The 23,422-nt window shown below is 67.7% G+C and carries 24 protein-coding genes and 1 riboswitch; of the genes, 13 read left to right on the plus strand and 11 right to left on the minus strand.

Going from position 1 to position 23,422, the window contains the following annotated elements:
• The 3 genes from AU187_RS22785 to AU187_RS22795 form a co-directional block, all read left to right on the plus strand.
• Positions 1–781, plus strand: a 781-nt coding sequence (locus AU187_RS22785; protein ID WP_156442401.1) for an HNH endonuclease signature motif containing protein, incomplete at its 5' end; no start/stop codon positions are given.
• A gap of 91 nt (positions 782–872) precedes the next feature.
• Positions 873–1,067 carry a hypothetical protein gene (locus AU187_RS22790; protein ID WP_156442402.1) on the plus strand — a complete coding sequence of 65 codons (195 nt, stop codon included), beginning with the start codon at positions 873–875 and terminating at the stop codon, positions 1,065–1,067.
• Entirely contained in the window at positions 1,064–1,414 is a 351-nt protein-coding gene (locus AU187_RS22795) for a nuclear transport factor 2 family protein (RefSeq protein WP_059167337.1), read from the plus strand. Before AU187_RS22790 ends, AU187_RS22795 begins: the two co-directional genes overlap by 4 nt.
• 39 nt (positions 1,415–1,453) lie before the next feature.
• Here the strand turns inward: AU187_RS22795 and AU187_RS22800 are convergent, their stop codons facing one another.
• Both AU187_RS22800 and AU187_RS22805 read right to left on the minus strand, forming a co-directional pair.
• Positions 1,454–4,105, minus strand: coding sequence for an FHA domain-containing protein (locus AU187_RS22800; RefSeq protein ID WP_059167338.1), 2,652 nt, complete (start codon positions 4,103–4,105; stop codon positions 1,454–1,456).
• 53 nt (positions 4,106–4,158) lie between these two features.
• The gene (locus tag AU187_RS22805; RefSeq protein WP_059167339.1) at positions 4,159–4,554 is read right to left on the minus strand and encodes a nuclear transport factor 2 family protein; all 396 of its coding nucleotides are present in this window, start codon (positions 4,552–4,554) and stop codon (positions 4,159–4,161) included.
• Positions 4,555–4,604: 50 nt separating this feature from the next.
• Here AU187_RS22805 and AU187_RS22810 point away from each other — a divergent pair, with 50 nt between their 5' ends.
• Together AU187_RS22810 and AU187_RS22815 are read left to right on the plus strand one after the other, a co-directional pair.
• Positions 4,605–5,168 (plus strand): TetR/AcrR family transcriptional regulator, encoded by a 564-nt coding sequence (locus tag AU187_RS22810; RefSeq protein ID WP_059167340.1) that lies wholly within the window; start codon positions 4,605–4,607, stop codon positions 5,166–5,168.
• A gap of 68 nt (positions 5,169–5,236) precedes the next feature.
• Positions 5,237–5,653 (plus strand): hypothetical protein, encoded by a 417-nt coding sequence (locus AU187_RS22815; protein ID WP_156425405.1) that lies wholly within the window; start codon positions 5,237–5,239, stop codon positions 5,651–5,653.
• Here the strand turns inward: AU187_RS22815 and AU187_RS22820 are convergent.
• On the minus strand, positions 5,620–6,843 hold the full coding sequence (locus AU187_RS22820) for an NADH:flavin oxidoreductase (protein WP_059167341.1): 1,224 nt from the start codon (positions 6,841–6,843) through the stop codon (positions 5,620–5,622). The genes AU187_RS22815 and AU187_RS22820 overlap by 34 nt on opposite strands.
• Before the next feature lie 58 nt (positions 6,844–6,901).
• Here AU187_RS22820 and AU187_RS22825 point away from each other — a divergent pair, with 58 nt between their 5' ends.
• Together AU187_RS22825 and AU187_RS22830 are read left to right on the plus strand one after the other, a co-directional pair.
• Entirely contained in the window at positions 6,902–7,759 is an 858-nt protein-coding gene (locus tag AU187_RS22825) for a bifunctional methylenetetrahydrofolate dehydrogenase/methenyltetrahydrofolate cyclohydrolase (RefSeq protein ID WP_059099408.1), read from the plus strand.
• On the plus strand, positions 7,756–8,049 hold the full coding sequence (locus AU187_RS22830; RefSeq protein ID WP_059099409.1) for a DUF3017 domain-containing protein: 294 nt from the start codon (positions 7,756–7,758) through the stop codon (positions 8,047–8,049). Before AU187_RS22825 ends, AU187_RS22830 begins: the two co-directional genes overlap by 4 nt.
• A gap of 17 nt (positions 8,050–8,066) precedes the next feature.
• Here AU187_RS22830 and AU187_RS22835 read toward each other — a convergent pair whose 3' ends face one another.
• From AU187_RS22835 to AU187_RS22845, 3 genes are all read right to left on the minus strand, one after another.
• On the minus strand, positions 8,067–8,819 hold the full coding sequence (locus AU187_RS22835; protein ID WP_059167342.1) for a ZIP family metal transporter: 753 nt from the start codon (positions 8,817–8,819) through the stop codon (positions 8,067–8,069).
• A gap of 100 nt (positions 8,820–8,919) precedes the next feature.
• The gene (locus tag AU187_RS22840; RefSeq protein WP_286132146.1) at positions 8,920–9,546 is read right to left on the minus strand and encodes an ATPase; all 627 of its coding nucleotides are present in this window, start codon (positions 9,544–9,546) and stop codon (positions 8,920–8,922) included.
• Positions 9,547–9,903: a type II toxin-antitoxin system prevent-host-death family antitoxin gene (locus tag AU187_RS22845; RefSeq protein ID WP_059167344.1), complete on the minus strand. Its 357-nt coding sequence runs from the start codon at positions 9,901–9,903 to the stop codon at positions 9,547–9,549. It lies immediately after the preceding gene.
• A 167-nt stretch (positions 9,904–10,070) separates the two neighbouring features.
• Here AU187_RS22845 and AU187_RS22850 point away from each other — a divergent pair, with 167 nt between their 5' ends.
• On the plus strand, positions 10,071–10,688 hold the full coding sequence (locus AU187_RS22850) for an acyl-CoA-like ligand-binding transcription factor (protein ID WP_059167345.1): 618 nt from the start codon (positions 10,071–10,073) through the stop codon (positions 10,686–10,688).
• Entirely contained in the window at positions 10,685–12,208 is a 1,524-nt protein-coding gene (locus AU187_RS22855; RefSeq protein WP_059167346.1) for an FAD-dependent monooxygenase, read from the plus strand. The genes AU187_RS22850 and AU187_RS22855 overlap by 4 nt, the downstream gene beginning before the upstream one ends.
• A 116-nt stretch (positions 12,209–12,324) precedes the next feature.
• Here the strand turns inward: AU187_RS22855 and erm are convergent, their stop codons facing one another.
• From erm to AU187_RS22875, 4 genes are all read right to left on the minus strand, one after another.
• Positions 12,325–13,083: a 23S ribosomal RNA methyltransferase Erm gene (erm, locus tag AU187_RS22860; RefSeq protein WP_059167347.1), complete on the minus strand. Its 759-nt coding sequence runs from the start codon at positions 13,081–13,083 to the stop codon at positions 12,325–12,327.
• 157 nt (positions 13,084–13,240) lie between these two features.
• Positions 13,241–13,972 (minus strand): class I SAM-dependent methyltransferase, encoded by a 732-nt coding sequence (locus AU187_RS22865; protein WP_059167348.1) that lies wholly within the window; start codon positions 13,970–13,972, stop codon positions 13,241–13,243.
• Positions 13,973–13,979: 7 nt separating this feature from the next.
• On the minus strand, positions 13,980–15,122 hold the full coding sequence (gene metX / locus AU187_RS22870; protein WP_059167349.1) for a homoserine O-acetyltransferase MetX: 1,143 nt from the start codon (positions 15,120–15,122) through the stop codon (positions 13,980–13,982).
• Positions 15,122–16,468 carry a bifunctional o-acetylhomoserine/o-acetylserine sulfhydrylase gene (locus tag AU187_RS22875; RefSeq protein WP_059167350.1) on the minus strand — a complete coding sequence of 449 codons (1,347 nt, stop codon included), beginning with the start codon at positions 16,466–16,468 and terminating at the stop codon, positions 15,122–15,124. The genes metX and AU187_RS22875 overlap by 1 nt, the downstream gene beginning before the upstream one ends.
• Before the next feature lie 42 nt (positions 16,469–16,510).
• Positions 16,511–16,633: riboswitch (SAM riboswitch) on the minus strand.
• A 333-nt stretch (positions 16,634–16,966) separates the two neighbouring features.
• Here AU187_RS22875 and AU187_RS22880 point away from each other — a divergent pair.
• Entirely contained in the window at positions 16,967–19,222 is a 2,256-nt protein-coding gene (locus AU187_RS22880) for an NADP-dependent isocitrate dehydrogenase (RefSeq protein ID WP_059099418.1), read from the plus strand.
• On the opposite strand, the gene ephH is transcribed toward AU187_RS22880, so the two are convergent.
• The gene (ephH, locus tag AU187_RS22885; protein ID WP_059167351.1) at positions 19,219–20,055 is read right to left on the minus strand and encodes an epoxide hydrolase EphH; all 837 of its coding nucleotides are present in this window, start codon (positions 20,053–20,055) and stop codon (positions 19,219–19,221) included. The genes AU187_RS22880 and ephH overlap by 4 nt on opposite strands.
• Positions 20,056–20,123: 68 nt before the next feature.
• On the opposite strand from ephH, the gene AU187_RS22890 reads away from it, so the two are divergent.
• The 3 genes from AU187_RS22890 (at position 20,124) to trpS (ending at position 23,404) form a co-directional block, all read left to right on the plus strand.
• Positions 20,124–20,921 (plus strand): exodeoxyribonuclease III, encoded by a 798-nt coding sequence (locus AU187_RS22890; protein WP_059167423.1) that lies wholly within the window; start codon positions 20,124–20,126, stop codon positions 20,919–20,921.
• 37 nt (positions 20,922–20,958) lie between these two features.
• Positions 20,959–22,317, plus strand: coding sequence for an NAD(P)/FAD-dependent oxidoreductase (locus tag AU187_RS22895; RefSeq protein ID WP_059167352.1), 1,359 nt, complete (start codon positions 20,959–20,961; stop codon positions 22,315–22,317).
• 70 nt (positions 22,318–22,387) lie between these two features.
• The gene (trpS, locus tag AU187_RS22900; RefSeq protein WP_059167353.1) at positions 22,388–23,404 is read left to right on the plus strand and encodes a tryptophan--tRNA ligase; all 1,017 of its coding nucleotides are present in this window, start codon (positions 22,388–22,390) and stop codon (positions 23,402–23,404) included.
• The last annotated feature ends 18 nt before the right edge of the window (positions 23,405–23,422 follow it).

Genomic DNA, 23,422 nt, shown 5'->3' on the forward strand with positions numbered 1-23,422 from the left:
CACCGTGCCCAATATCGAGGCGGCCAAGGTCGACGCCGCGCTGCAGTCCCATCGTGAGGCGTTGATCAGCGAACACAGCGGCGAGTACGGTCCCGACATCCCCGGCCAGGAGCACGAACGCCGTGCCCAGCGCGAGTCGCAGTGTCTGCAGCCGTTTCCGACGCTCACCGATGCGTTCCTGCGCATGGTGGAATCGGCTTGGGACGCTGAGGTGGCGCGGCGCCCGCACGGCCAGCACACCAGCGTGATCGTGCATTGCGATGTCGACAAGCGCGCCGGCTGGCTGCATCTGGGTTCGCTGCTCTCTGATGCCGATCGGCAATATTTGTTGTGTGATGCCAGCTGTGAGGTGTGGTTGGAACGCCGCGGGCAGCTGATCGGCGCTGGGCGCACCACGCGCCAGATCAGCCGCCGGCTGCGCCGGGCGCTGGAGCACCGTGATTCGACGTGTGTGGTGCCCGGCTGTGAGGCCACCCGCGGTCTGCACGCTCATCACCTTCGGCATTGGGAAGACGGCGGGCCGACCGAGTTGGACAACCTGGTGTTGGTGTGTCCGTATCACCACCGGATGCATCACCGCGGCGAGATCACCATCACCGGACCCGCCCACCAGCTCAGCATCACCGACAGCGCCGGGCGAGAGCTGACCAACGCATCGCTGGCCCGGCCGCCGACACAACCCCCACCCGCAGTCCCACCCTGGCGCGGACCAATCGGCGAACGCGCCGACTGGTGGTGGTACAACCCCTTCGAACCCCAACCCCCACCATCACCCAACTGAGTCGGGCCACCGAAACAGGTTGGCGTATCGAGAGATGACGATGCGATGAAAATCCGTTGCGCCGGGATCCGTTCGGGTCAAGGATGTGGCGATGACATCTCTGGCTGCTTCCCGGGGGACGATCGATCGCTACGTCGTCATCTCGACGGGCGCCCACGCCGGGACCGACCTGCTCGACGAGGTGCGTAGGCCGTTGGGGGATACCGACTACGTTGCGCCACCCGCGTTCGGGTATCGGCCCTTCGAAGGCTGGCTGGCTCTCGAGCGGCTGGCCCCGGCGCGGTGAGCACACGCCGCACCATCGAACGATGGGTCGAGTTGTTCAATGCCGGTGATGCCCCCGGCATCTCGGAGTTGTACGCCGACGATGCGATCAACCATCAAGTCGCGCTGCAGCCCGTTGTCGGCCGGGACGCGATCGAGCAGTTTCATCGCGATGTCTTTGCCGCAGGACCGCTCATCTGCATTCCCGTCAATCTCGTCGTCGATGGCGAATGGGGTGCGCTCGAATGGATCGATCCCGAGGATTTCCGCGGCTGCGGATTCTTCCTGGTGCGCGACGGGAAGATCGCGCACCAGCGTGGCTATTGGGACAGCGCGCAACTCAACGCGGTCCACCCCGACGTCCATTGATGCGGCTCGGACGTCCGCAAAAATGCTGCGGCGCAGGGCTCAGCCGCTGGCCAGCCGGATCCGCCAGCGCACGAAAGCCGTGTAGCCGATGCAGATCAACCCGAGCATCGCCATGTCGAACAACCAGGTTCCCGCACTGTGCTCCCAGTGTCGGTCGGCTGGCGTCAACGGTCCCGGGACCAACCGGATCAGATCGATCGTCGAGGCCGAAGCGGCGAAACCCCAACGCGCCGGGGTGAACCACGACATCTGATCCAGGACGATCCGGTCCGTCACCGGGATCATGCCGCCCGAGAACACCAGCTGCGACATGATCGCGACCACGAGCAGCGGCATGATCTGTTCGTTCGACCTCGCCAGCGCCGAGAGCGCCAACCCGACCATCGCCGCGGCCACCGTCGTCACCGCGATGTCGACGAACAACTCGATGCTGCGGTTGCCGAGAAGGGAACCGCTGTCCACGGCGCCGGGGCCCCACCCCTTACCGATGATCGCGATCGCCGTGACAATCGCCGACTGGACGATCGCGAACAGCGTGAACACGAAGATCTTCGCCAAAAGGTATGCCGTCGTTGACAATCCGACGGCCTGCTCGCGACGGAAGATCGCCCGCTCGCCGATCAGCGCGCGGATCGTCAGCGCGGTGCCCATGAAGATCGCGCCCACGTTGAGCATGACCAGGATCTGTCCCGGCTCGTTGGGTGCCGGTCCGCCCTGCATCGCGGGCACCGGCACGCCGAACCCGACGTCACCGGGCACCGAAAGCGACAGCACGCCCATGATGAACGGCAGCAGCATCAAGAACGCGAAGTAGCCGCGGTCGGACACCACCAAGCGCACTTGGCGCCGCGCGATCGTCGAGAACTGGCGCCGCACACTGGTACTGGTCGGGCTGCCGAGTTCGGACGGCCGTTCGGTCGGTGGCGGTGGCGGCGGTGGCCCGTGCCGGGAGAGGAAACGCTGGTTGGCCGCGTCGGGATCACTGGCCACCGTGCTGAAGATGTCGGCCCAGTTGGTCGTGCCCATCGACGTGCCGATCTGGCTGGGCGAACCGTAGAACGCGGTCTTGCCGCCGGGCGCCAGCAGGAGCACCTGGTCGCAGACGTCGAGATAGGTCAGCGAATGCGTGACGACCAGCACGACGCGGCCGGCGTCGGCCAGTTGCCGCAGCATCGTCATGACCTGGCGGTCCAGTGCGGGATCCAGACCCGAGGTCGGCTCGTCGAGGATCAGCAGCGACGGGCCGGTCAACAGCTCGAGCGCCACCGAGGCGCGCTTGCGCTGACCGCCGGAGAGTTTGTCGACGCGGGTCTCCAGATGCTTGGTCATCTCGAGTTCCTCGAGAACCTGCATGACGACCTGTTCCCGGTCGGCCTTCGTGGTGTCCGGCGGTAGCCGTAGTTCCGCGGCGTACATCAGCGCCTGACGCACGGTCAACTGGCCGTGGACGACATCGTCCTGCGGCACCATCCCGATCCGGGACCGCAGCGACGCGTACTCGGCGTGCACGTTGTGGCCTTCGAAGGTCACCGTGCCCGTCGTCGGATGGGTGTAACCGGCGACGAGGCGCGCGAACGTCGACTTGCCGGCGCCCGAAGGCCCGATGACAGCCGTCAGCGTGCCGGGCCGCGCGGCGATCGAGATGTTGTGCAGCAGCGTCTTGTTGTTCTCGATGGTCCACGTGACGCCGTGCACTTCCAGCCCGCCGGTGCGGGTTGCGGCCTCGGTCTCGGTTCGGCGAACCAGCGTGCCACCGGAGAAGACGAGGTCGATGTTGCCGATCGTGACCGTGTCGCCGTCGTGCAGTACCGCGGACTCCACCCGCGCGCCGTTGACGAACGTGCCGTTGATGCTCCGGTTGTCCTGGATCTGGGTGCCGGCAGGGGTGGGCACCAGGCTCGCGTGATGGCGCGACGCCAGCACGTCGGGCACGACGATGTCGTTGTCGGTTGCGCGGCCGATCTTGACCGCGCCGGGGATGTTGTCCGCGGGCCTGCTCGGCCGCAGGATCTTGAGCATGCTCGTGGCGATGTTGCCGTCGCTCGAGCGGGGTGCCGCGGTCGGGCCCATCATCGTCACCGACTCGATTCCCGGCGCCGACATCGGCTGCGACGGCTGCGGCGGGCGCACCGGCTGGGGGGTGCTCGGCGGAGCGGCCGCGGGCCCGCTGCTGTGCGCGGCGGGTTGTGGTGCGCTGGGATAGCGGGGCGGTGCAGGGGCGGTCGGATATGCCGGCGCAGACCGCGGTCCACCGGGCGGCGGTCCATACGGGCGCGCCGCGGCCTGCGGCCCCGATGTCGGCGGAGGGGTCGGGGGACCGCCCGCCGGCCGCTGGCCGGTGATCGGTACCGCCATGGTCGGCGTTCGGCCCGCCGCACCCTGATGACGGCCGACCTCGAACGTCAGCCGTGGGCCGTCGGGGTTGCCGATGTTGACGGTCTGGCCGTCCTGGATGTCGACGGTGGGCACTCGCCGGTTGTTGACGAACATCCCGTTGAGGCTGCCGTTGTCGATCGCCACCCAGCGGCCCTGGTCGAACCTCAACACGAGGTGGGCGCGGGAGATCAGCGGATGGGCGATGCGAACGTCGGCGCGGAGGTCACGGCCGATGACGACATCGTTTCCCGCCGCGAAGGTCCGGGTCGATCCGTCGTACCGAACGGTCAGCGCGGGTGGGGCGGGTCGGCTCATCGAGGCAACTCTAACGGTAAGGGCGCCGTGCGGGGAGGTGGTCCGACCACGGGTCAGTGTCGCGGGATGCTCCAGCGCGCGGTGTCGGTGATCTGCTGCAAAGCCGCGATGCGGTCGTCCCGCGTCGTGATGACGTGTGCGAACGCCGCATCGACCGTCGTTTCGCCGTCGCGGGCCGGGCCCCAGTAGCGGCCGATGACCACCACCCGGCCATCGTCGGTCACCAGGTATTCGGCCGGATCGACGTGCATGTCGTACAGCGTGCCGATGGCTCCCCAGACACCAGCGATCATGTCCGTCGGGCCGTGGTGCTGTCCGCCGACACCGTGCGGCATACCCAGGCTGACCGTGCCGACGAAGTCCTCGGTAAGCAACTCGAAAAGCGTTCGGCCGTCTGCCCCGGCGAGGGCGTCGTAGAACCGCTGTGCGACATCGATGGGAGTGGACATGTTCGCCTCCTCAGGCTATTAGAGAGCAATCTCTATTATAGGGTAGGGCGATGCCGCGACCCGCGCGATTCACGGTCGACGAACTTCTCGATGCCGCCGCTGCACTGCTCGCCGACGACGGACCCGCCGCGGTGACGATGTCCGCGGTGGCCCGCGCGGCAGGCGCGCCGAGTGGTTCGATGTATCACCGGTTTCCCGGCCGGGCGGCGCTGTGCGGGGAACTGTGGATGCGCACCGAGGAGCGCTTCGTCGCGGGGTTCACTGCGGCGTTGTCCGGGCCGCGCGGCCGGCGGTCCAAATGTGTCGCAGGCGCTCGCTACACCGTGCAGTGGTGCCGCGACCATCCGGCCGAGGCGCGGGTGTTGCTTGCGGGTGCGGATGCGCTTTGCGTCGCTGACTGGCCGACACAGTTGGTTGCGCGCAGGCGCCGCGTGCAGCGTCAGCTGCGACGCTCGTTGGAGGGCGTGCCCGGCGACGCCGACCGGGTGAACGCCGCCGTCATTGATATCCCGTACGCCGTGGTGCGCCGCCATCTGCTGGCCGGGACTGCGATTCCGGCCGGCGCGGACGCGATCGTCGCCGACTGCGCGACAGCGCTCATTCCAGCCGACTGACGAAAGTTTGCCGGTCGTCCGGCGAGTCGCGCGCCAACGGCGTCGAATCGTGGTCACCATTGGTCATGGTGTCTCGGGCGCCTTTCGTGTTCGTCGGCATCGCCGGGCTCTGCATCGCGGCTGCGTTCCTGGCGCCGACGGTCGATGCGCAGAGCGCCATCGCCATCGACGAGCATGGGTTCGTCGACTCCGAGGCCCGCTGCGAGGCGCCATGGCAGCCAGTGGCATTCGGCCGCACACAGTTCGCGCTCGTCGCGATCTGTACGCGCGACGGGAGCCATCAGTACCGCGGTGTGCGGATGAGCGACGGACTGACGCTGACCGCCGCGGCCGTCGAGAAGGATGACGGCGTGTTCACCGTCGAGCACGACGGCGCCACGTACACGTTCTCCGCGAAGGAACTCGTCGTGGCCTCGGGAGACCGGGTGCTCATCACCGAACCGATGGTGGCCTACGTCGAGCCGCGGGTCGCCGCGGACGGCTGATAGTTGTCCGGCGCCCCGGTCAGCACACAGTGGGTGTGGCTGTAGATCGTCGTCATGCACTTGTTGTTGTGATCGCAGATCGACCGCACCGATCGGTCCGCCTGGATGCGGTTGATCAGATCGGGTTCGGCCAGCAGCGCGCGGCCCATCGCGACGAACTCGAAACCCTCGGCCATCGCCAGGTCCATCGTGTCGCGGTTGGTGATACCGCCCAGCAGGATCAGCGGAAGCTTCAGCTCGGCGCGGAACTGCTTGGCGTCGCGCAGCAGAAACGCCTCGCGGTAGGGATACTCGCGCAGGAACTTCTTGCCGGTCATCCGAATGCCCCACCGCAGCGGTGGTTTGAACGCGCCGGCGAACTCCTTGACCGGGGCGTCGCCGCGGAACAGGTACATGGGGTTGACCAGGGAGCTGCCCGCGGTGAGCTCGATGGCGTCCAGCCCGCCGTCCTCCTCGAGCCATTTCGCGGTCTGCAGTGACTCCTCGAGGCTGATGCCGCCGCGTACGCCGTCGGTCATGGTGAGCTTGGCCGTCACCGCGATCGGGTTGCCCTCCTTCTCGACGGCGCGGCGCACGGCGGTGACAACGCCCCGGGCCACCTTTGCACGGTTCTCCAACGAGCCGCCGAATTCGTCGGTGCGGCGGTTGAGCAGCGGGCTCAGGAACGAGCTGGCGAGGTAGTTGTGTCCGAGGTGGATCTCGACCGCGTCGAACCCGGCCTCGATCGCCAGGCGGGCGGCGTTGGCGTGCGCCTCGGTGACGTCGCGGATGTCGTCACGGGTGGCCTTCTTGGCGAACCGCATCGACAGCGGGTTGAAAAAGCGCATGGGTGCCAGCGCTTTGGCCTTGTTCGTCCGCGCGTTCGCGACCGGCCCGGCGTGGCCGATCTGCGCGCTGATCGCCGCGCCCTCGGCGTGGATCGCTTCGGTCAACTTCTTGAGCCCCGGCACGGCCTCCGGACGCATCCAGATCTGCCAGCCGTCGGTGCGCCCACCGGGGGCGACCGCGCAGTACGCCACCGTCGTCATGCCGACCCCGCCGGCGGCGGGCAGCCGGTGGTAGTTGATCAAATCGTCGGTGACGAGCGCGTTCGGGGTCGACGCCTCGAACGTCGCCGCCTTGATGATCCGGTTGCGCAGCGTCACCGGGCCGAGCTTGGCCGGGGTGAACACATTGGGCTGGGTGTTCATATAGGAGGAGCATGCCAGACTGGCTTCACAGGCGAGCGAAGCGACGGGAGGATTCTGCGTGGGTGCGATCACTTTGGACGGCAAGGCCACGCGCGACGAGATCTTCGTCGACCTCTCCAAACGGGTCGCGGCGCTGACCGCCGCCGGCCTCACGCCCGGACTCGGCACGGTGCTGGTGGGCGACGACCCCGGCTCGCACGCCTATGTGCGCGGCAAGCATGCCGACTGCGCGAAGGTCGGCATCAACTCGATCCGGCGCGATCTGCCCGCCGACATCAGCCAGGCCAAGCTCGACGAGACCATCGACGAACTCAACGCCAACCCCGAGTGCACCGGCTACATCGTGCAGTTGCCGCTGCCCAAGCACCTCAACGAGAACGCCGCCCTGGAGCGGGTGGATCCGGGTAAAGACGCCGACGGTCTGCATCCGACCAACCTCGGCCGGCTGGTGCTCAACGAGCCCGCGCCGCTGCCGTGCACCCCGCGTGGCATCGTGCACCTGCTGCGCCGCTACGAGGTCGAGATCGCCGGTGCGCATGTCGTCGTGATCGGGCGCGGGGTTACCGTCGGCCGCCCCCTGGGGCTGCTGCTGACGCGACGATCGGAAAACGCCACAGTCACGTTGTGCCACACCGCGACTCGTCACCTGCCCGAGCTGGCGCGCGAGGCCGACATCATCGTCGCCGCGGCCGGCATGCCGCACATGGTGACCGCCGAGATGGTGCGGCCGGGCGCGGCCGTCATCGACGTCGGGGTCAGCCGCGACGAGAACGGCAAGCTCGTCGGCGACGTGCATCCCGGCGTATGGGACGTCGCCGGCCACGTGTCGCCGAACCCCGGCGGCGTCGGCCCGTTGACCCGGGCATTCCTACTGACCAACGTCGTCGAGCGCGCGGAGGCACTGACCGCGACGTGACGCCAAAGGAGTTCGCGCGCAAGGTTTTCACGGGCCAGTGGCCGTTCTGGTCGGTGGGCCTGACCTTCGTCGTCGCGTTTGTCCTCGTGGTCGGCGGCTACTGGCGGCGTGGCGCGCTGGTGATGGCGATCGGGGTCGGTATCGCGGCGGGGCTGCGGCTGGTGCTGAGCGACGACCGCGCCGGCCTGCTCGCGGTGCGCAGCCGGGGCGTGGACTTCGTCACCACCGCGACCGTCAGCGCAACGATGCTCTACATCGCCTGGACCATCGATCCGTTGGGGACGAGTTAGCAGACCTAGGTGTACATCTAGGCCACCCGTTCGATCGCGAAGGCGGTCAGGAAGCCGACTGCGGTGATCACTCCGGTCAGAATGTGCGCCTCCTCGAAGGCTTCGGGAACCATCGTGTCGGCGATCATCGCCAGGATCGCTCCAGCGGCGACGGCGGTGATCACCGCGACGAGAGCCGGCGAGGCGTTGGCCAGCAGCACATATCCCAACATCGCGGAGATACCGCTGATCACCGCGATAGCGCCCCACACCCCGAAGACGTAACGCGCAGAGCGATCGGCCTGCTTCATTCCGGCGGCGCTGGAGAGCCCTTCGGGGAGGTTCGAGATGAACACTGCGGCCAGCACGGTCAGCCCGACACCCTGTCCGCCGAGCAGGGAGATGCCCAGCACCGCAGACTCGGGCACGCCGTCGAGCAGGGCACCGATCGCGATCGCGGCACCACTTCCACTCGTTTGCTCCTCCGTCGGTTGCCGGTCGTGTGAGCGCTTGCGGTGGCGCGCGCCGTGCCGGGCCAGCGCCGCGTTGGCGGCGACGTACGCCACGGCTCCGCCGAGGAAACCGAGCGCGGTGGCCAGCAGCCCACCGGTGCGCTCCGCTTCGTCCATGAGGTCGAACGCCAGCGCAGAGATCAGCACACCGGCGCCGAACGCCATGACACCGGCGACCACCCGCACCGGAACCCGCACGGCCCAGCCGATCAGCGCACCGAGGACCAGGGCGGCGCCGGCCACCAGCCCCCACCCGCCGGCTTCAAGCCATCCCGGCATGACCGTTCCGACGTTCGTGGCTGACCGATCCGTTGCGGCTTACCGGAGGGGGCCGTCGTTGAGTCTTCATCGCGGTCGGTGTTCCCCGGCGCTCGTTCGGTTAAGCGCTCAGCTGCAGCGCGGCCGCGACGATCGGTTTCGCCCATCCCGGTGTGGCCGAGAGGTCTCCGGGGCCGACGACCTCGCCGTGGTCCACATGCAGCACAAGTATCGGCCGCGGCGCCTTCCCTTCGACAGGGTCGGCGTGTGGGGAGTTGTCGTACACCCGCAATTCGGCGAGCACGGGCAGCAGCTGCACCAGGTTCTGCCTGCTGTGTCGCCAACGGCGCCGGATGACGGCTTCGGGGATGTCGTGGCCGCCGGAGCGTACGCGCTGCCGAACCCGCTCGATATGTGCCTCGGCGCTGGACAACCCGACGTACCAGACGCGTACTTCGATGCCTTGTGACGCCGCTTCGGACAGCAGCCGGGTGATGGTGCTGCCACCGAGCGTGGTTTCCAACGCAAGGTCAAGCCGTTCGTGGATCGCCCGTTGGAGCAGGCGCGTGCCCTGACGCCATGCCACGGCGTTCGCGTTGGTCTGGTCGAGCCCAGGGTTGGCCGCCATCAGTTCGCGTGCGGCCTCGTCGGGGTTGTAGTAATCACTGCCCGCCGCGCGGATCATCGCGCCGCCGATGCTGCTCTTACCGGCGCCGTTGACGCCGGCGAGGATATAGAGCCGGGACAGTCAGCGCCGCCGTTTCGGGCGGGCCGCCTTCACCGCGGCGCGGCCCAGTTGATCCGGGCCGGCGTCGAAGGCGGACGCCATACCCGCCTTCGCCTTCGGGCTTTGCATCCGTTCGAGAAGATCGTCGAACTGCTCGGTCAGCTCGTCGAGCGCGGGTGTGCTCGCCTTCGTCAGCGCCTCGAACTCGGCGTACGACAACAGCACCGCCCGCGGCGTGTTGTGTTTGGTGATCGCCACCGCGCCTGCGGTGGTGGCCTGCTCGAAGACCGCCCCGAACTCGTTCTTGAACCGGGTGGCGGCCACGGTTGGCACGTCGACCAGTTCGCCGTCGCGGTTACGGAACGTCAATGTGGACATATTGGCTATTCTAGCCATTTTCCGCGCGCTCGGCCGAAACTGAAGATGTGCGCGAGTTTTGCGCGCGGCGGTTTTTCGAGCACAAGCTCGGTTTCGGCACCCGTCTAGCGTAGTTGCCCGCTAGGAAATTTTGCCCAGTGTGCAATTTTTCGGATAACGTGGTGTCCATGTCCGGCCTGAGGGAGCGCAAGAAGCTCGACACTAAACGTGCGCTGAGCGATGCCGCGCTGAAGCTCGCCCTGGAGGGCGGCTTCGACGCGGTGACGCGTGAGGCGATCGCCGAACTGGCGGGCGTATCGCTGCGCACGTTCAACAACTACTTCACCGGGAAGTACCAGGCGCTGGCCTACCGCCAAACTGAACGGCTGCGCCGCAGCATCGCGGAGTTGCGTGCCCGTCCGGCCGCCGAGCCGCTGTGGACATCGATCACCGAGTCGGTGCTGGCGCCGCTCGAGGAGGACTTCCGCGAGGCGAACGGCGCCGAAAACCGGATTCCCAGCCGCGAGGAGCTTGCCGAGATCCGAAAGCTGTTGATGCGACCGGAGATCCGCGACGCCGTGTCGAAGGGGCTGTTCGACGAATGGACGGTCGCCATCGCCGAGCGCACCGGCACCGACCCAGACGTCGACCTGTACCCGCGGCTGGTGGCCGCGGTGGTGCGCGCGGTCGGTGACGCCGCGACCGAGGTGTACGTGCGCGCCGACCCGCCGGTGCCGATCACGACGCTGATCCGCGCCGGCTTCGCCGAGGTCGCCGCCGGTCTGCCCGATCCGAGCGCCTCATGACCGGCGAGCACGCGTCCGTCGTCATCTGCGGCGCCGGGCCCAACGGGCTGATGCTGGCCTGCGAACTCGCGCTGGCGGGGGTGCGCCCCGTGGTGCTCGATCGACTGCCGGGACCGAGCGACGAGCCGAAGGCCAACGGCCTTGTCGGGCAGGTCATTCGACAGCTCGACATGCGCGGGCTCTACCACGCCTTCGGCGGTGAGGCCGGCCCTCCGCGGCCGGTTCACGGCTGGATGTTCGCCGGGATGCCGCTGAGCTTCCTCGGCATCGAAGACAACCCGATGTATGCGCTGCTGCTGCCGCAGCCACGGCTGGTCCGCCTGTTGGAGAAGCGGGCCCGCGACCTCGGCGTCGACATCCGCTGGGGCCACGAGCTGACAGGGCTGAGCGCGGCGGCCGATGCGGTGTCGGGGACCGTGGCGGCCGGCGCGCGAACGTACCGGCTGGACGCCGAATATCTCGTCGGCGCCGACGGCGGGCGCAGCATCGTGCGTAAGGGCGCCGGTATCGGCTTTCCCGGCAGCACGTCGCCGATGGTGAGCAGGCTGGCCCACGTGCGGCTGCCGGACGAGTTGCTGGTTCCCGGCCGCGGCTACGACATCCCCGGCTTCGGCCTGATCCCGTTCGGGCCGAACAGGTTCGACAACGGCACGCTGGTCATCTTCCCGCTGGAGCCGGAGCGGCCGCTGTTGGGCACGATCGAGTACGGCTGGACGCCCGGTAGCGCCGACGGTCCGATGACGCTGGACGAACTGCGCGCCAGCGTCCGCCGGCTGATCGGCGTCGACGCACCCCTGCAGGAGCCGACGACGTCCGGCACGCACGCGTTGCGCCGCCTCGATGGGCAGAACACCCGCCAGGCCGACCGGTATCGCGTGGGGAGGGTGCTGCTGTTGGGTGACGCCGCGCATGTGCACTCGCCGATGGGCGGGCCCGGGCTGAACCTAGGCATGCAGGATGCGGTCAATCTCGGCTGGAAGCTGGCCGGCGTGGTGAACGGTTGGGCGCCCGCAGGCCTGCTCGACAGCTACGAGTCCGAGCGCTATCCGGTGGGCAAGCGGGTGATGATGCACTCGCTGGCGCAGATCGCGCTGGCTGCGCCGGGGCCCGAAGTGTCCGCGCTGCGTGAGCTTTTCAGCGAACTGGCGGCCAAACCCGAGGTGGCCGGCCATCTCGCCGGGTTGCTCGCCGGCTCCGATGTGCGCTACGACGTCGGCGACGATCATCCCCTCTCCGGTCTGATGGTGTCGGACCTCGTGTTCGACGACGGCCGTCGCGTTGCCGGCCTGCTGCACGAAGCCCGACCGGTGCTGCTGGACCTGTCGGGCGGCGCGGCGGCAGCGGTCTCGGCGCCATGGGCAGATCGGGTGGACGCCGTGACCGTGGCAATGACCGATTGTCCGGCGGCCGCGCTGCTGCTGCGGCCCGACGGCTATGTGGCTTGGGCTGCAGACACATTCGACGCCGACGACGAGGATCGGCTGCGAGTAGCGCTCGTCCGGTGGTTCGGCGGCTGCTAGTTCTCGGGCAAGGTGGGCTGTTTCGCGAGCTCGCCGAGCGTCACCGCACCGTCGAGTGCGCTCTTGTTCGCGGTCCTTCTCGCGTTTGTACTCATCAACCGTCCGCTCGGCGACCGCTAGCGTGACATCGCGAACAGCGACGCCCATTGCGCCGCGGTCAGGTCTCGCGGCAGCGCGTGGACGCTGAGGCGGTTGTTGTGCAGCCATCGGCGGGTGGTGTCCTTCGGCAACCGGGCGCCGACGATCTGCGCGATACCGCGCCCTCGGCCGGTGAACACCTGATGCACCATCGCCTGGTAGCTGTGGCGGTCAACGTCGGCGACCAGCGGAGCGTCCCGCCGGCGGATCGTCATCAACCCGCCGTCGACGCTGGGCCGCGGTCGGAACGCGTTCGCCGAAACACGTTGCGACAGCGCGAACTCGTACCACGGCCACCATTGCGCCGTCATCATGGTGGCGCCGCCGACGCCTGCCCGCCGCCGGGCCACCTCCCACTGCACCAACAGCACGGCGTCGGTCCAGCCGGGGCCGCGCAGGATCCGGCGCAGCATGCTCGTCGTCAAATGGAACGGCAGATTGCCCACGATCACGTGCGGTGAGCACGGCAGCCGGTAGCGCAGGAAGTCGGTCGCCACGACGTTGGTCGAGATGGCGGTCCGCGCGGCGAGTCGTGCAGCGCGGCGCCCGTCGACCTCGAGCGCGGTCAGGGGTCGCCGGAGCCGCTGCAGCGGCACCGTGAGTGCGCCGTCGCCCGCACCGACTTCGACGATGGGTCCGTCGGTGCGCGCGACGAGATCGACGATCGCGCCGATGACGCGACGGTCGTGCAGGAAATTCTGGCCGAACTCGTGTTGGCCACGATGAGGGGAAGACACAATGCCTCCGCGGTCGCCGGGACATGTCGCTGCGGCGGCGGATGTGATGCGTGAGAGGCAGATCCGCCGCTAGGCGGTGCGCAACCTCATCGAAGCTGTCATGGGCTCGAGGCTAGGGTCTGCCGGCGGGCGTCTCAACTGAATTTCGCCGCCGTCGTCAGGCCAGCGCAGCGCGGATGCACACCGTGACGTACGGCAGCGCCAGCCCGGTCGAGTTGGCCAGCGCCGGGTGGGTGCTCAGCAGTTCGCGCACGCGGTCCAGCGTGCGGGTGCGGACCTTCTCCGGTGAGGTGATGCAGTAACTGCGGGAGGCCACCAGGTCGATGAGCGCCTGCGGGGTCAGATAATTGGTCCACTCGACCTGGTGACGCTCGACGCCGGTGAACGGCTCGGGCAGCGTCACGGTGGCGTTGAACGGATCGTCCTCGTGGCCGATGATGCGGCCCAACTCCTTCACCCAGCCCAGCCGCTCGTCGCGGGTGTTCCACACCAGGCCGAGGCGTCCGCCGGGCCGCAGCACCCGGGCGACTTCCTTGACCGCGCGGTCGAGATCGAACCAGTGCCAGGCCTGGGCCACCAACACCGCGTCGACGCTGTCGTCGGGCAGCGGGATCTCCTCCGCGGTGCCCAGCAGCGCGGGCGTGTCGGGTAGCGAGTTGCTCAGCAGCTCAAGCATTTCCGGGATGGGGTCGACGGCGACCACGTCGAGTCCGCGCTCGACGAGCCGGGTCGTCAGCTTGCCGGTGCCCGCCCCGAGGTCGAGCACTGTAGTGGCGCCTTCCGGCAGCAGCCAGTCGATCGCGTCGGGCGGATACGACGGCCGGCCCCGCTCGTAGGCGGCGGCTTCCGCGCCGAACGACAGCGACCGATCCTGCTCCGAGCGGGTCACCGCGCCGTCATCTCGCTGCCAGCTCCAGCGTCTTGCGGATCAGCTTGTACACCGCGTCGGTCTCCACCAGGAAGCCGTCGTGTCCGTAGATCGACTCCACGATGTCGAGCTCGGCGCAGCCCGGCAGCAACTCGGCCAGCTCCTGCTGCAGCCGCAGCGGGTAGAGCCGGTCGGAGGTGATGCCACCGACGACCGCGGGCACCGGGCAGCCCCGCAATGCGGCCTCGATACTGCCGCGGCCGCGGCCCACGTCGTGGCTCGACAGCGACTCGGTGAGGGTGACGTAGGTGCCCGCGTCGAACCGGGACACCAGTTTGCGGCCCTGGTGTTCCAGATAGCTCTGCACCGCGTAGCGGCCGCCGGAAGCGGGGTCCGCTGGGTTTTCGCCGTCCTGCGCATCGTTGGCGAAGCGGGTGTCGAGCTCGACCTCGCCGCGATAGGTCAGGTGGGCGAACCGGCGGGCGATCTCCATGCCGAGATCGGGCGAGCGCCCGGTGCCGTAATAGTCCCCGTTCTGCCAGTTCGGGTCGGCCTTGATCGCCGCGATCTGCGAGCTCTGGGTGCCGATCTGATCCGCGGTGGCGCGCGCCCCGACGGCGAGCACCAGCCCCGAGCGGACCTTGTCCGGGTGGCCGACCATCCACTCCAACGCCCTCGCGCCGCCCATCGAGCCCCCGACGACCGCGGCGACCTCGGTGATGCCGAGCGCGTCGAGCGCGGCAATGTCGGCCTCCACCTGGTCCCGGATGGACACCAGCGGAAAGCGCGAGCCCCACGCCTTGCCGTCGGGGTGCGGTGAGCTCGGGCCGGTCGAGCCGCGGCAGCCGCCGAGCACGTTGGTGGCCACCGCGCACCAGCGGTCGGTGTCGATCGGGCCGCCCGGGCCCGCCACGCCGTCCCACCAGCCCGCGGTCGGATGGGCCGGTCCCGCGGGGCCGGTGATGTGCGAGTCGCCGGTCAGCGCGTGCAGCACGACGACCACGTTGTCGCGCTGCGGCGACAGTTCCCCCCAGCGCTGGACGGCGATCGACACGTCGTCGATGACCGCACCGTTCTCCAGCGTCAGCGGGCCGATGTCGACGACGCCGACCTCGCCCTCGGCGGGCAGACTCAAAACTGGCACGTCGGCTTCCAATTCAGAGATGGACATCAGAACGCCGCCGCGGTGTTGGGATCGGTCGATCCGGCGGCGCGCAACGGCTTGGCGGCGGCGAAGCCCTGCTCCAGGTCGGCGAGGATGTCGTCAATGCCCTCGATGCCGACCGCCAGTCGCACCAGCCCCGGTGTCACCCCGGTGGCCAACTGCTCCTCCGGTGAGAGCTGCGCGTGCGTGGTCGACGCCGGATGGATCACCAGCGACCGCACATCGCCGATGTTGGCGACGTGGCTGTGCAACGTCAGCGCGTTGACGAAGGCCTTGCCCGCGTCGACGCCGCCGGCCAGCTCGAATGCCAGCACCGCACCGGTGCCCTTGGGCGCCAGCTTTTTTCCGAGGTCGTACCAAGGGGAGGAGGGCAGCCCGGCGTAGTTGACCGAGATGACATCCGGGTGCGCCTGCAGATACTCGGCCACCTTCTGCGCGTTGGCCACGTGCCGTTCGACACGCAGGCTCAACGTTTCCAGCCCCTGCGCAATCAGGAACGCGTTGAACGGCGACGCCGCCGAACCCATGTCGCGCAGCAGCTGTACGCGCGCCTTGAGCGCGTAGGCGGGCGCACCCAGCTCGGCGAACACCACGCCGTGGTAGCTGGGGTCCGGTTCGGTGAAGCCGGGGAACTTGCCGTTGGTCCAATCGAAGGTGCCGCCGTCGACGACGACCCCGGCGATCGCCGCGCCGTGCCCGCCGAGGTACTTGGTGGCGGAGTGCACGACGATGTCGGCGCCATGGCTCAGGGGTTGGATCAGATACGGCGTGGCGATGGTGTTGTCGACGATCAACGGCACGCCGGCGTCGTGGGCGACCGCGGCGACGTTCGGGATGTCGAGCACGTCGATCTGCGGGTTGGAGATGGTCTCGGCGAAGAACGCCTTGGTGTTCGGCCGTACCGCGGCGCGCCAGGAATCGAGGTCGTCGGCGTCCTCCACGAAGCTGACCTCGATGCCGATCTTGGGCAGCGTGTAGTGGAACAGGTTGTAGGTGCCGCCGTAGAGGCGGGGACTGGACACGATGTGGTCGCCGCTGTCGGCGAGGTTGAGGATCGCAAACGTCGACGCGGCCTGGCCGGACGACAGGAACAGCGCCGCGACGCCGCCTTCGAGCGCGGCGATGCGCTGCTCGACGACGTCGGTCGTCGGGTTCATGATCCGGGTGTAGATGTTGCCGGGCTCGGCGAGCCCGAACAGCGCGGCGGCGTGGTCGGTGCTGTTGAACGTGTACGAGGTGGTCTGGTAGATCGGCAGCGCCCGCGCGTTGGTGGCCGCGTCGGGGACCTGGCCGGCATGGACCTGTTTGGTCTCGAACGTCCACTTTGCGGTCGGGTCTTCTGGCGCGCTCATGCGGAACGGACCTCCATCTGTGTCTGGGGGCCCGTCATAACGGACCCGCGCTTGCCGGCAGCCGCTCGTTAGCGGTTACTCAACCTGGTCATCACCCGGGGCACCCCACCGCGGTTGGAGGGTTGCCGACCAGCAAGCCGGGGCTTGTCGCTGGCACTCATGACCGAGCAGAAGCGTATCGCACGTCACCGACGTGAGGCCAGCGAGGGCAGAGCGACGGCGGCGCCGCCACCCCTAGTCCCTCTCGCGAGACGTACGCCAGGGTCGCAATCCGGGGTCGATCCACAACCCTGGTGTAACTCTCGCCAATCGAGCCGGCGTGCGGCAAAGACCCGCTGTGCAGGGCGGGCAGCAAAGCTACTGGTCAGTAGCTAGTTCTTTGCCGATGGGGCCGGACCCCCTGGCTCACACGTAGCGTCGTGTCCGAGGCAATACTGGTAGTCGACGCGACACCGAACATCCTCGAACCGACCGCTACCGACGCCGGGAGAACACCGAATGACTGCCGAGCAGCCGACCATCATCTACACGCTGACCGACGAGGCGCCGCTGCTGGCGACCTATGCGTTCCTGCCGATCATTCGCACGTTCACCGAACCGGCCGGCATCAACGTCGAAACCAGCGACATCTCGGTGGCGGCGCGCATCCTCGCCGAGTTCTCCGACCGGCTGACCGAAGAGCAGCGGGTGCCCGACAACCTGGCCCGGCTCGGCGAGCTGACCCAGCAACCGGACACCAACATCATCAAGCTGCCGAACATCAGCGCCTCGGTGCCTCAGCTGCTGGCCGCGATCAAGGAGTTGAAGGGCAAGGGCTACGACCTGCCGGACTATCCCGGTGAGCCGAAGACCGACGAGGAGAAGCAGGTCAAGGAACGCTACGCCAAGGTCCTCGGCAGCGCAGTGAACCCGGTTCTGCGGCAAGGTAATTCGGACCGTCGCGCGCCGAAGGCCGTCAAGGAGTACGCGCGCAAGCACCCGCACAGCATGGGGGAGTGGTCGCAGGCGTCGCGCACTCACGTGGCGACCATGAAGCGCGGCGACTTCTACCACGGCGAGAAGTCGATGACGCTCGACAAGGATCGCAAGGTCAAGATGGTGCTCGAGACCAAAAGCGGCGAGACTCTCGTCCTCAAGCCGGAAGTGGCGCTCGACGACGGCGACATCATCGACAGCATGTTCATGAGCAAACAGGCGCTGTGCGAATTCTTCGAAGAACAGATCGAGGACGCCTACAAGACCGGCGTGATGTTCTCGCTGCACGTCAAGGCCACCATGATGAAGGTGTCGCACCCGATCGTGTTCGGGCACGCGGTGAAGGTCTTCTACAAGGAGGCGTTCGCCAAGCATCAGAAGGTGCTCGACGAACTCGGGGTCAACGTCAACAACGGAATGTCGGATCTGTACGACAAGATCCAGTCGCTGCCGGCGTCGCAACGCGAAGAGATCGTCCAGGACATCCACGCCGTGCACGAGCACCGGCCGGAACTGGCCATGGTCGACTCCGCCCGCGGCATCACCAACTTCCACTCACCGTCCGACGTGATCGTCGACGCGTCGATGCCGGCCATGATCCGGCTCGGCGGCAAGATGTACGGCGCCGACGGCCGGACCAAGGACACCAAGGCGGTGAACCCGGAATCCACCTTCAGCCGCATCTATCAGGAGATGGTCAACTTCTGTAAGACCCATGGGCAGTTCGATCCCACCACCATGGGCACGGTTCCGAACGTCGGGTTGATGGCGCAGAAGGCCGAGGAGTACGGCAGCCACGACAAGACCTTCGAGATTCCCGAGGACGGCGTCGCCAACATCGTCGACATCGACACCGGCGAGGTGCTGTTGACGCAGAACGTCGAGACCGGCGACATCTGGCGGATGCCGGTGGTCAAGGACGCCGCGATCCGGGACTGGGTGAAGCTGGCCGTCACGCGGGCCCGCGCCTCGGACATGACGGCGCTGTTCTGGCTCGACACCGAGCGTCCACACGAGGTCGAGCTGCGCAAGAAGGTCAAGGAGTACCTGAACGAGCACGACACCGAGGGCCTGAAGATCCAGATCATGCCGCAGGTGTGGGCGATGCGGTACACGCTGGAGCGGTTGATCCGCGGCCAGGACACCATCGCCGTGACCGGCAACATCCTGCGCGACTACCTGACCGACCTGTTCCCGATCCTCGAGTTGGGCACCAGCGCCAAGATGCTCTCGATCGTGCCGCTGATGGCCGGTGGCGGCATGTACGAGACGGGCGCGGGCGGTTCGGCCCCCAAGCACGTCCACCAGCTGGTCGAGGAGAACCACCTGCGCTGGGACTCGCTTGGCGAATTCCTCGCCCTCGGCGCGTGTTTCGAGGACATCGGCCGTAAGACCGACAACAAGCGCGCCGTGTTGCTGGGCAAGACGCTCGACTCGGCGATCGGAAAGCTGTTGGACAACAACAAGAGCCCGTCGCGCAAGACCGGCGAGCTGGACAACCGGGGCAGCCAGTTCTATCTCGCCATGTACTGGGCGCAGGAGCTCGCCGAGCAGACCGACGACAAGGAACTGGCCGACCACTTCGCCGGGCTGGCCAAGACGCTGGGCGAGAACGAGGACGCCATCGTCACCGAACTCGCTGAGGTGCAAGGTGACTCGGTTGACATCGGCGGTTACTACTACCCGGACCGCGAGAAGACCACGGCAGTGATGCGGCCGAGCAAGACGCTGAACTCGGTGCTGGAAGGCGCGACGGAACAGCCGGTGACGGAGGGTTAGCCGCCGAGCGCTTCCCTCGGTTGCGGTGTCGTGTACCGGTCGACGAACCCGAGGATCACGTCGGCGACCCGTTGCGGCGCTTCGAACATCGGGATGTGCCCGACGTCGTCGAGGTGGGTGACCTCGGTGCTCGACGGTAGATGCGTGCTGAAATGGCGGGTGAACCGCGGGTGCGGCAGCACCCGGTCCTTCTCACAGATCACCAGGTGTGTCGGCGCTTTGCCTTCGGCGAGTTCCAGAAGACCCGGCATCAACAGCGCCTTCACCAACAACTGGTAGTAGGCCGGGCAGTGGGTGACGTCGTCGATGATGTCGACGAGGTCTTCGTCGGACAGCCGGTCCGGGGTGGCGCTGATCGGGAAGTGCGCCAGGTAGCGGGTGAACGGCAACTTCAGGACGTGCTGGCGGAACGCGAGCGTGAACAGCCAGACGGGCATGCCGGCCAGGAATTTGCCGACGATCTCGAACTTGGCGGGCGTGTACCGACTCCAGCCACCGGCCGGTGCGATACCGGTCAGCGTGCGGGCCCGGCCGCGGCGTTCCAACTCGAAGGCCACCCAGCCGCCGAGCGAATTACCGACGATGTGCGCGGTGTCCCAACCGAGTGCATCGAGCCGGCGTTCGACGTCGTCGGCCAGTTCGGCGGTGTCGAGGAAGTAGTGGCCCTTCACGCCGCCGTTGTGTCCGGGCATGGTGGGGGCGAGGACCTCGTACCGGCCGGTGTCGGCAATCAGCGGGGCGACCTTCTTCCACACGTTCTGCGACATCATGAACGGGTGTAGCAACAGCATTGGCTCCCCGGAGCCGAGGTGGATCGGTGCGCGCTCGCTCATCAGCCAGACATTAAGGTGATACCGGCGGTACCGCAAGTGCGTCGGTAGGGTCGCCCGCTGTGAGTTCGCTGATCGTGAGCACCGTCAACGTCAACGGCATCCGGGCCGCCGTCAAGCACCGGTCTGCGCAGAACCTCGGCCTGTTGCCCTGGCTGGCCGAGACCACCGCCGATGTGGTGTGCCTGCAGGAGACCCGGGCCGACGACGCGCAGTTGGCTGCGGCGTTGGCCCCGGCGCTGTCCGACGGTTGGCAGTTGGCGTCCGCCGAACCGCATGTCAAGGGCCGCAGCGGCGTTGCCGTTCTGTCCCGGCACCCGATCGAGGCCGCGCGGCTCATCGAGTCCGAAGAATTCGGGTCGCACGGGCGGTACCTGGAGGCCGACACCGCCGGGCTGACGGTCGCCAGCGTGTACATCCAGACCGGCGAGGCGGACACGCCGCGACAGTTGGAGAAGGAGCGGTTCATGGCGGTGCTCGCCGCGCGGATGGCGAAGCTGCAGTGCGCGGGCCGCGACGCCGTCGTCTGCGGCGACTGGAACATCGCCCACACCGAGAACGACATCAAGAACTGGAAGGGCAACGTCAAGAAGTCGGGTTTCCTGCCGGCCGAACGGCAGTGGCTCAGCGAGCTTCTCGGGACGGGCTGGGTGGACGTGGTCCGCGAGTTGCATCCCGATCAGCCGGGCCCGTACGCGTGGTGGTCGTGGCGGGGCCGCGCGTTCGACAACGACGCGGGTTGGCGCATCGACTACCAGTTGGCGACGCCGGAGTTGGCGGGGCGCGCGGTGGCGGCACGGGTCGAGCGTGCGGCGGCGTACGCGCTGCGCTGGTCCGACCATGCGCCGGTGACGGTCGAATACCGATAGGGTCGATGAATCCGGTGCGTCGGGAGGAGCGCAGGCCATGACCGTAGACAACGAAGTGCCCCGCCGCCATCGCGTGGTCATCATCGGGTCGGGCTTCGGTGGCCTGTTCGCCGCCAAGCACCTCAAACGAGCCGACGTCGACGTCACGCTGATCGCCAAGACGACGCACCACCTGTTCCAGCCGCTGCTGTACCAGGTGGCGACGGGCATCCTGTCCGTCGGCGAGATCGCGCCGGCGACGCGAATCATCTTGCGCAAGCAGAAGAATGCCGAGGTGCTGCTCGGTGAGGTCGTCGGCGTCGACCTCGAGAACAAGACCGTCACCTCCAAGCTGCTCGACTGGGAGCGGGTGGTTCCCTTCGACAGCCTGATCGTGGCCGCGGGCGCGCAGCAGTCGTATTTCGGCAATGACCATTTCGAGGCTTTCGCGCCCGGCATGAAGACCATCGACGACGCCCTCGAACTACGCGGCCGCATCCTCGGCGCGTTCGAAGCGGCCGAGGTGACGACGTCGGCCGACGAACGGCAACGCCGGCTGACCTTTGTCGTCGTCGGTGGCGGACCGACCGGTGTCGAGGTGGTCGGGCAGATCGCCGAGCTCGCAGATCGGACCCTGACGGGGGCGTTCCGCGCGATCGACCCGACCGAGGCGCGGGTGATCCTGATCGAGGCGGCCGGGGCGGTGATGCCGCCGATGGGCCCCAAGCTCGGGCTCAAGGCGCAGCGTCGGCTGGAGAAGCTCGGTGTCGAGGTCAAGCTGAACACCATGGTGACCGACGTGGACTACAAGGGTCTGACGGTCAAGGAGAAGGACGGATCCGAGTACCGGATCGAGTGCGCCGTCAAGGTCTGGTCGGCCGGCGTGCAGGCCAGCCCGCTCGGCAAGCTCGTCGCCGAGCAGTCCGACGGCACCGAGGTCGATCGGGCGGGCCGGGTGGTCGTCGAACCCGATCTCACCGTCAAGGGCCACCCGAACGTCTTCGTGATCGGCGACCTGATGAGCGTGCCCGGCGTGCCGGGGCAGGCGCCGGGCGCCATTCAGGGCGCCAAGTACGCCACCAAGCTGATCAAGAGTGAACTCAAGGGGGCCGACCCGGCGACCCGAAAACCGTTCAAGTACCTCGACAAAGGCAGCATGGCGACGGTGTCGCGGTTCTCGGCGGTATGCAAGGTCGGCAAGCTCGAGTTCGGCGGGTTCATCGCTTGGCTGGCCTGGCTCGGCCTGCATCTGTACTACCTGGTCGGCAGCCGCAACCGTGTCGCCGCCGTGTTTTCCTGGTTCGTCACCTTCCTGGGCAGGGGCCGCGGGCAGATGACGATCACCGAGCGGTGGGTGTTCGCGCGGCGGGCGCTCGAACAGGTGCGGGACCAGGAGACTCCGCGCGCCATCGGGTGACTTGGGCACGTTTTGGAGGGTTCACCGCTCCAAACGGTGCACAAATCGCTTGTGAAAAGATGGGCCCATCATGAGCAGTTCCGCGCAGCAAATCGTCTTCTCGGGCGTGCAGCCCACCTCAGATTCCCTTCACCTGGGCAACGCGCTGGGGGCCATCACGCAGTGGGTCGGCCTGCAGGACGACTACGACGCGTTCTTCTGCGTGGTGGACCTGCACGCGATCACGATTCCGCAGGACCCCGAACAGTTGCGGCGGCGCACCCTCGTCACCGCCGCGCAGTACCTGGCGCTGGGTATCGACCCCGCGCGCAGCACGATCTTCGTGCAGAGCCATGTACCGGCGCACACCGAATTGTCATGGGTACTGGGCTGTTTCACGGGTTTCGGGCAGGCGTCGCGGATGACGCAGTTCAAGGACAAATCGCAGAAGGAAGGCAGCGAGGCCACCACTGTCGGGCTGTTCACCTATCCGGTGCTGATGGCCGCCGATGTGCTGCTCTACGACACCGACCTGGTTCCGGTCGGGGAGGATCAGCGACAGCACCTGGAGTTGGCGCGCGATGTGGCGCAACGGTTCAACTCACGCTTCCCGGAGACGTTCATCATCCCCGAACCGCTGATCCCGAAGGCGACCGCCAAGATCTTCGATCTGCAGGATCCGACGTCGAAGATGAGCAAATCGGCGGGCACCGACGCCGGGTTGATCGGCCTGCTCGACGATCCGAAAGCGTCGGCCAAGAAGATCCGCTCGGCGGTCACCGACAGCGAGCGCGAGGTGCGCTACGACCCCGACGCCAAACCCGGCGTCTCGAACCTGCTGACCATCCAGTCGGCGGTCACCGGCGCCGACGTCGACAAGCTCGTCGAGGGTTACGCGGGACGCGGATACGGCGATCTGAAGTCCGACACCGCGGAGGCCGTGGTCGAGTTCGTCAGCCCGATCAAGGCCAGGGTCGACGAACTGCTGGGCGATCCCGCCGAACTGGAATCGGTGTTGGCGGCGGGGGCCGAGCGCGCCCGCGAGGTGTCTGCGAAAACGCTCGAACGGGTATACGACCGGTTAGGGTTTTTGCGGCGACGCTGCTGAAGTGTTGGGGAGGCTGGC

It is taken from the genome of Mycobacterium sp. IS-1556 (assembly GCF_001499985.1).
Lineage (GTDB): Bacteria > Actinomycetota > Actinomycetes > Mycobacteriales > Mycobacteriaceae > Mycobacterium.

Excerpts from the sequence above, each read along its gene's own strand:
- AU187_RS22790 (WP_156442402.1), top strand. The coding sequence starts at position 873 with ATGACATCTCTGGCTGCTTCCCGGGGGACGATCGATCGCTACGTCGTC.
- AU187_RS22800 (WP_059167338.1), bottom strand. The coding sequence starts at position 4,105 with ATGAGCCGACCCGCCCCACCCGCGCTGACCGTTCGGTACGACGGATCG.
- AU187_RS22805 (WP_059167339.1), bottom strand. The coding sequence starts at position 4,554 with ATGTCCACTCCCATCGATGTCGCACAGCGGTTCTACGACGCCCTCGCC.
- AU187_RS22810 (WP_059167340.1), top strand. The coding sequence starts at position 4,605 with ATGCCGCGACCCGCGCGATTCACGGTCGACGAACTTCTCGATGCCGCC.
- AU187_RS22820 (WP_059167341.1), bottom strand. The coding sequence starts at position 6,843 with ATGAACACCCAGCCCAATGTGTTCACCCCGGCCAAGCTCGGCCCGGTG.
- AU187_RS22835 (WP_059167342.1), bottom strand. The coding sequence starts at position 8,819 with ATGCCGGGATGGCTTGAAGCCGGCGGGTGGGGGCTGGTGGCCGGCGCC.
- AU187_RS22845 (WP_059167344.1), bottom strand. The coding sequence starts at position 9,903 with ATGTCCACATTGACGTTCCGTAACCGCGACGGCGAACTGGTCGACGTG.
- AU187_RS22850 (WP_059167345.1), top strand. The coding sequence starts at position 10,071 with ATGTCCGGCCTGAGGGAGCGCAAGAAGCTCGACACTAAACGTGCGCTG.
- AU187_RS22855 (WP_059167346.1), top strand. The coding sequence starts at position 10,685 with ATGACCGGCGAGCACGCGTCCGTCGTCATCTGCGGCGCCGGGCCCAAC.
- metX (WP_059167349.1), bottom strand. The coding sequence starts at position 15,122 with ATGTCCATCTCTGAATTGGAAGCCGACGTGCCAGTTTTGAGTCTGCCC.
- AU187_RS22875 (WP_059167350.1), bottom strand. The coding sequence starts at position 16,468 with ATGAGCGCGCCAGAAGACCCGACCGCAAAGTGGACGTTCGAGACCAAA.
- AU187_RS22880 (WP_059099418.1), top strand. The coding sequence starts at position 16,967 with ATGACTGCCGAGCAGCCGACCATCATCTACACGCTGACCGACGAGGCG.
- ephH (WP_059167351.1), bottom strand. The coding sequence starts at position 20,055 with ATGAGCGAGCGCGCACCGATCCACCTCGGCTCCGGGGAGCCAATGCTG.
- AU187_RS22895 (WP_059167352.1), top strand. The coding sequence starts at position 20,959 with ATGACCGTAGACAACGAAGTGCCCCGCCGCCATCGCGTGGTCATCATC.
- trpS (WP_059167353.1), top strand. The coding sequence starts at position 22,388 with ATGAGCAGTTCCGCGCAGCAAATCGTCTTCTCGGGCGTGCAGCCCACC.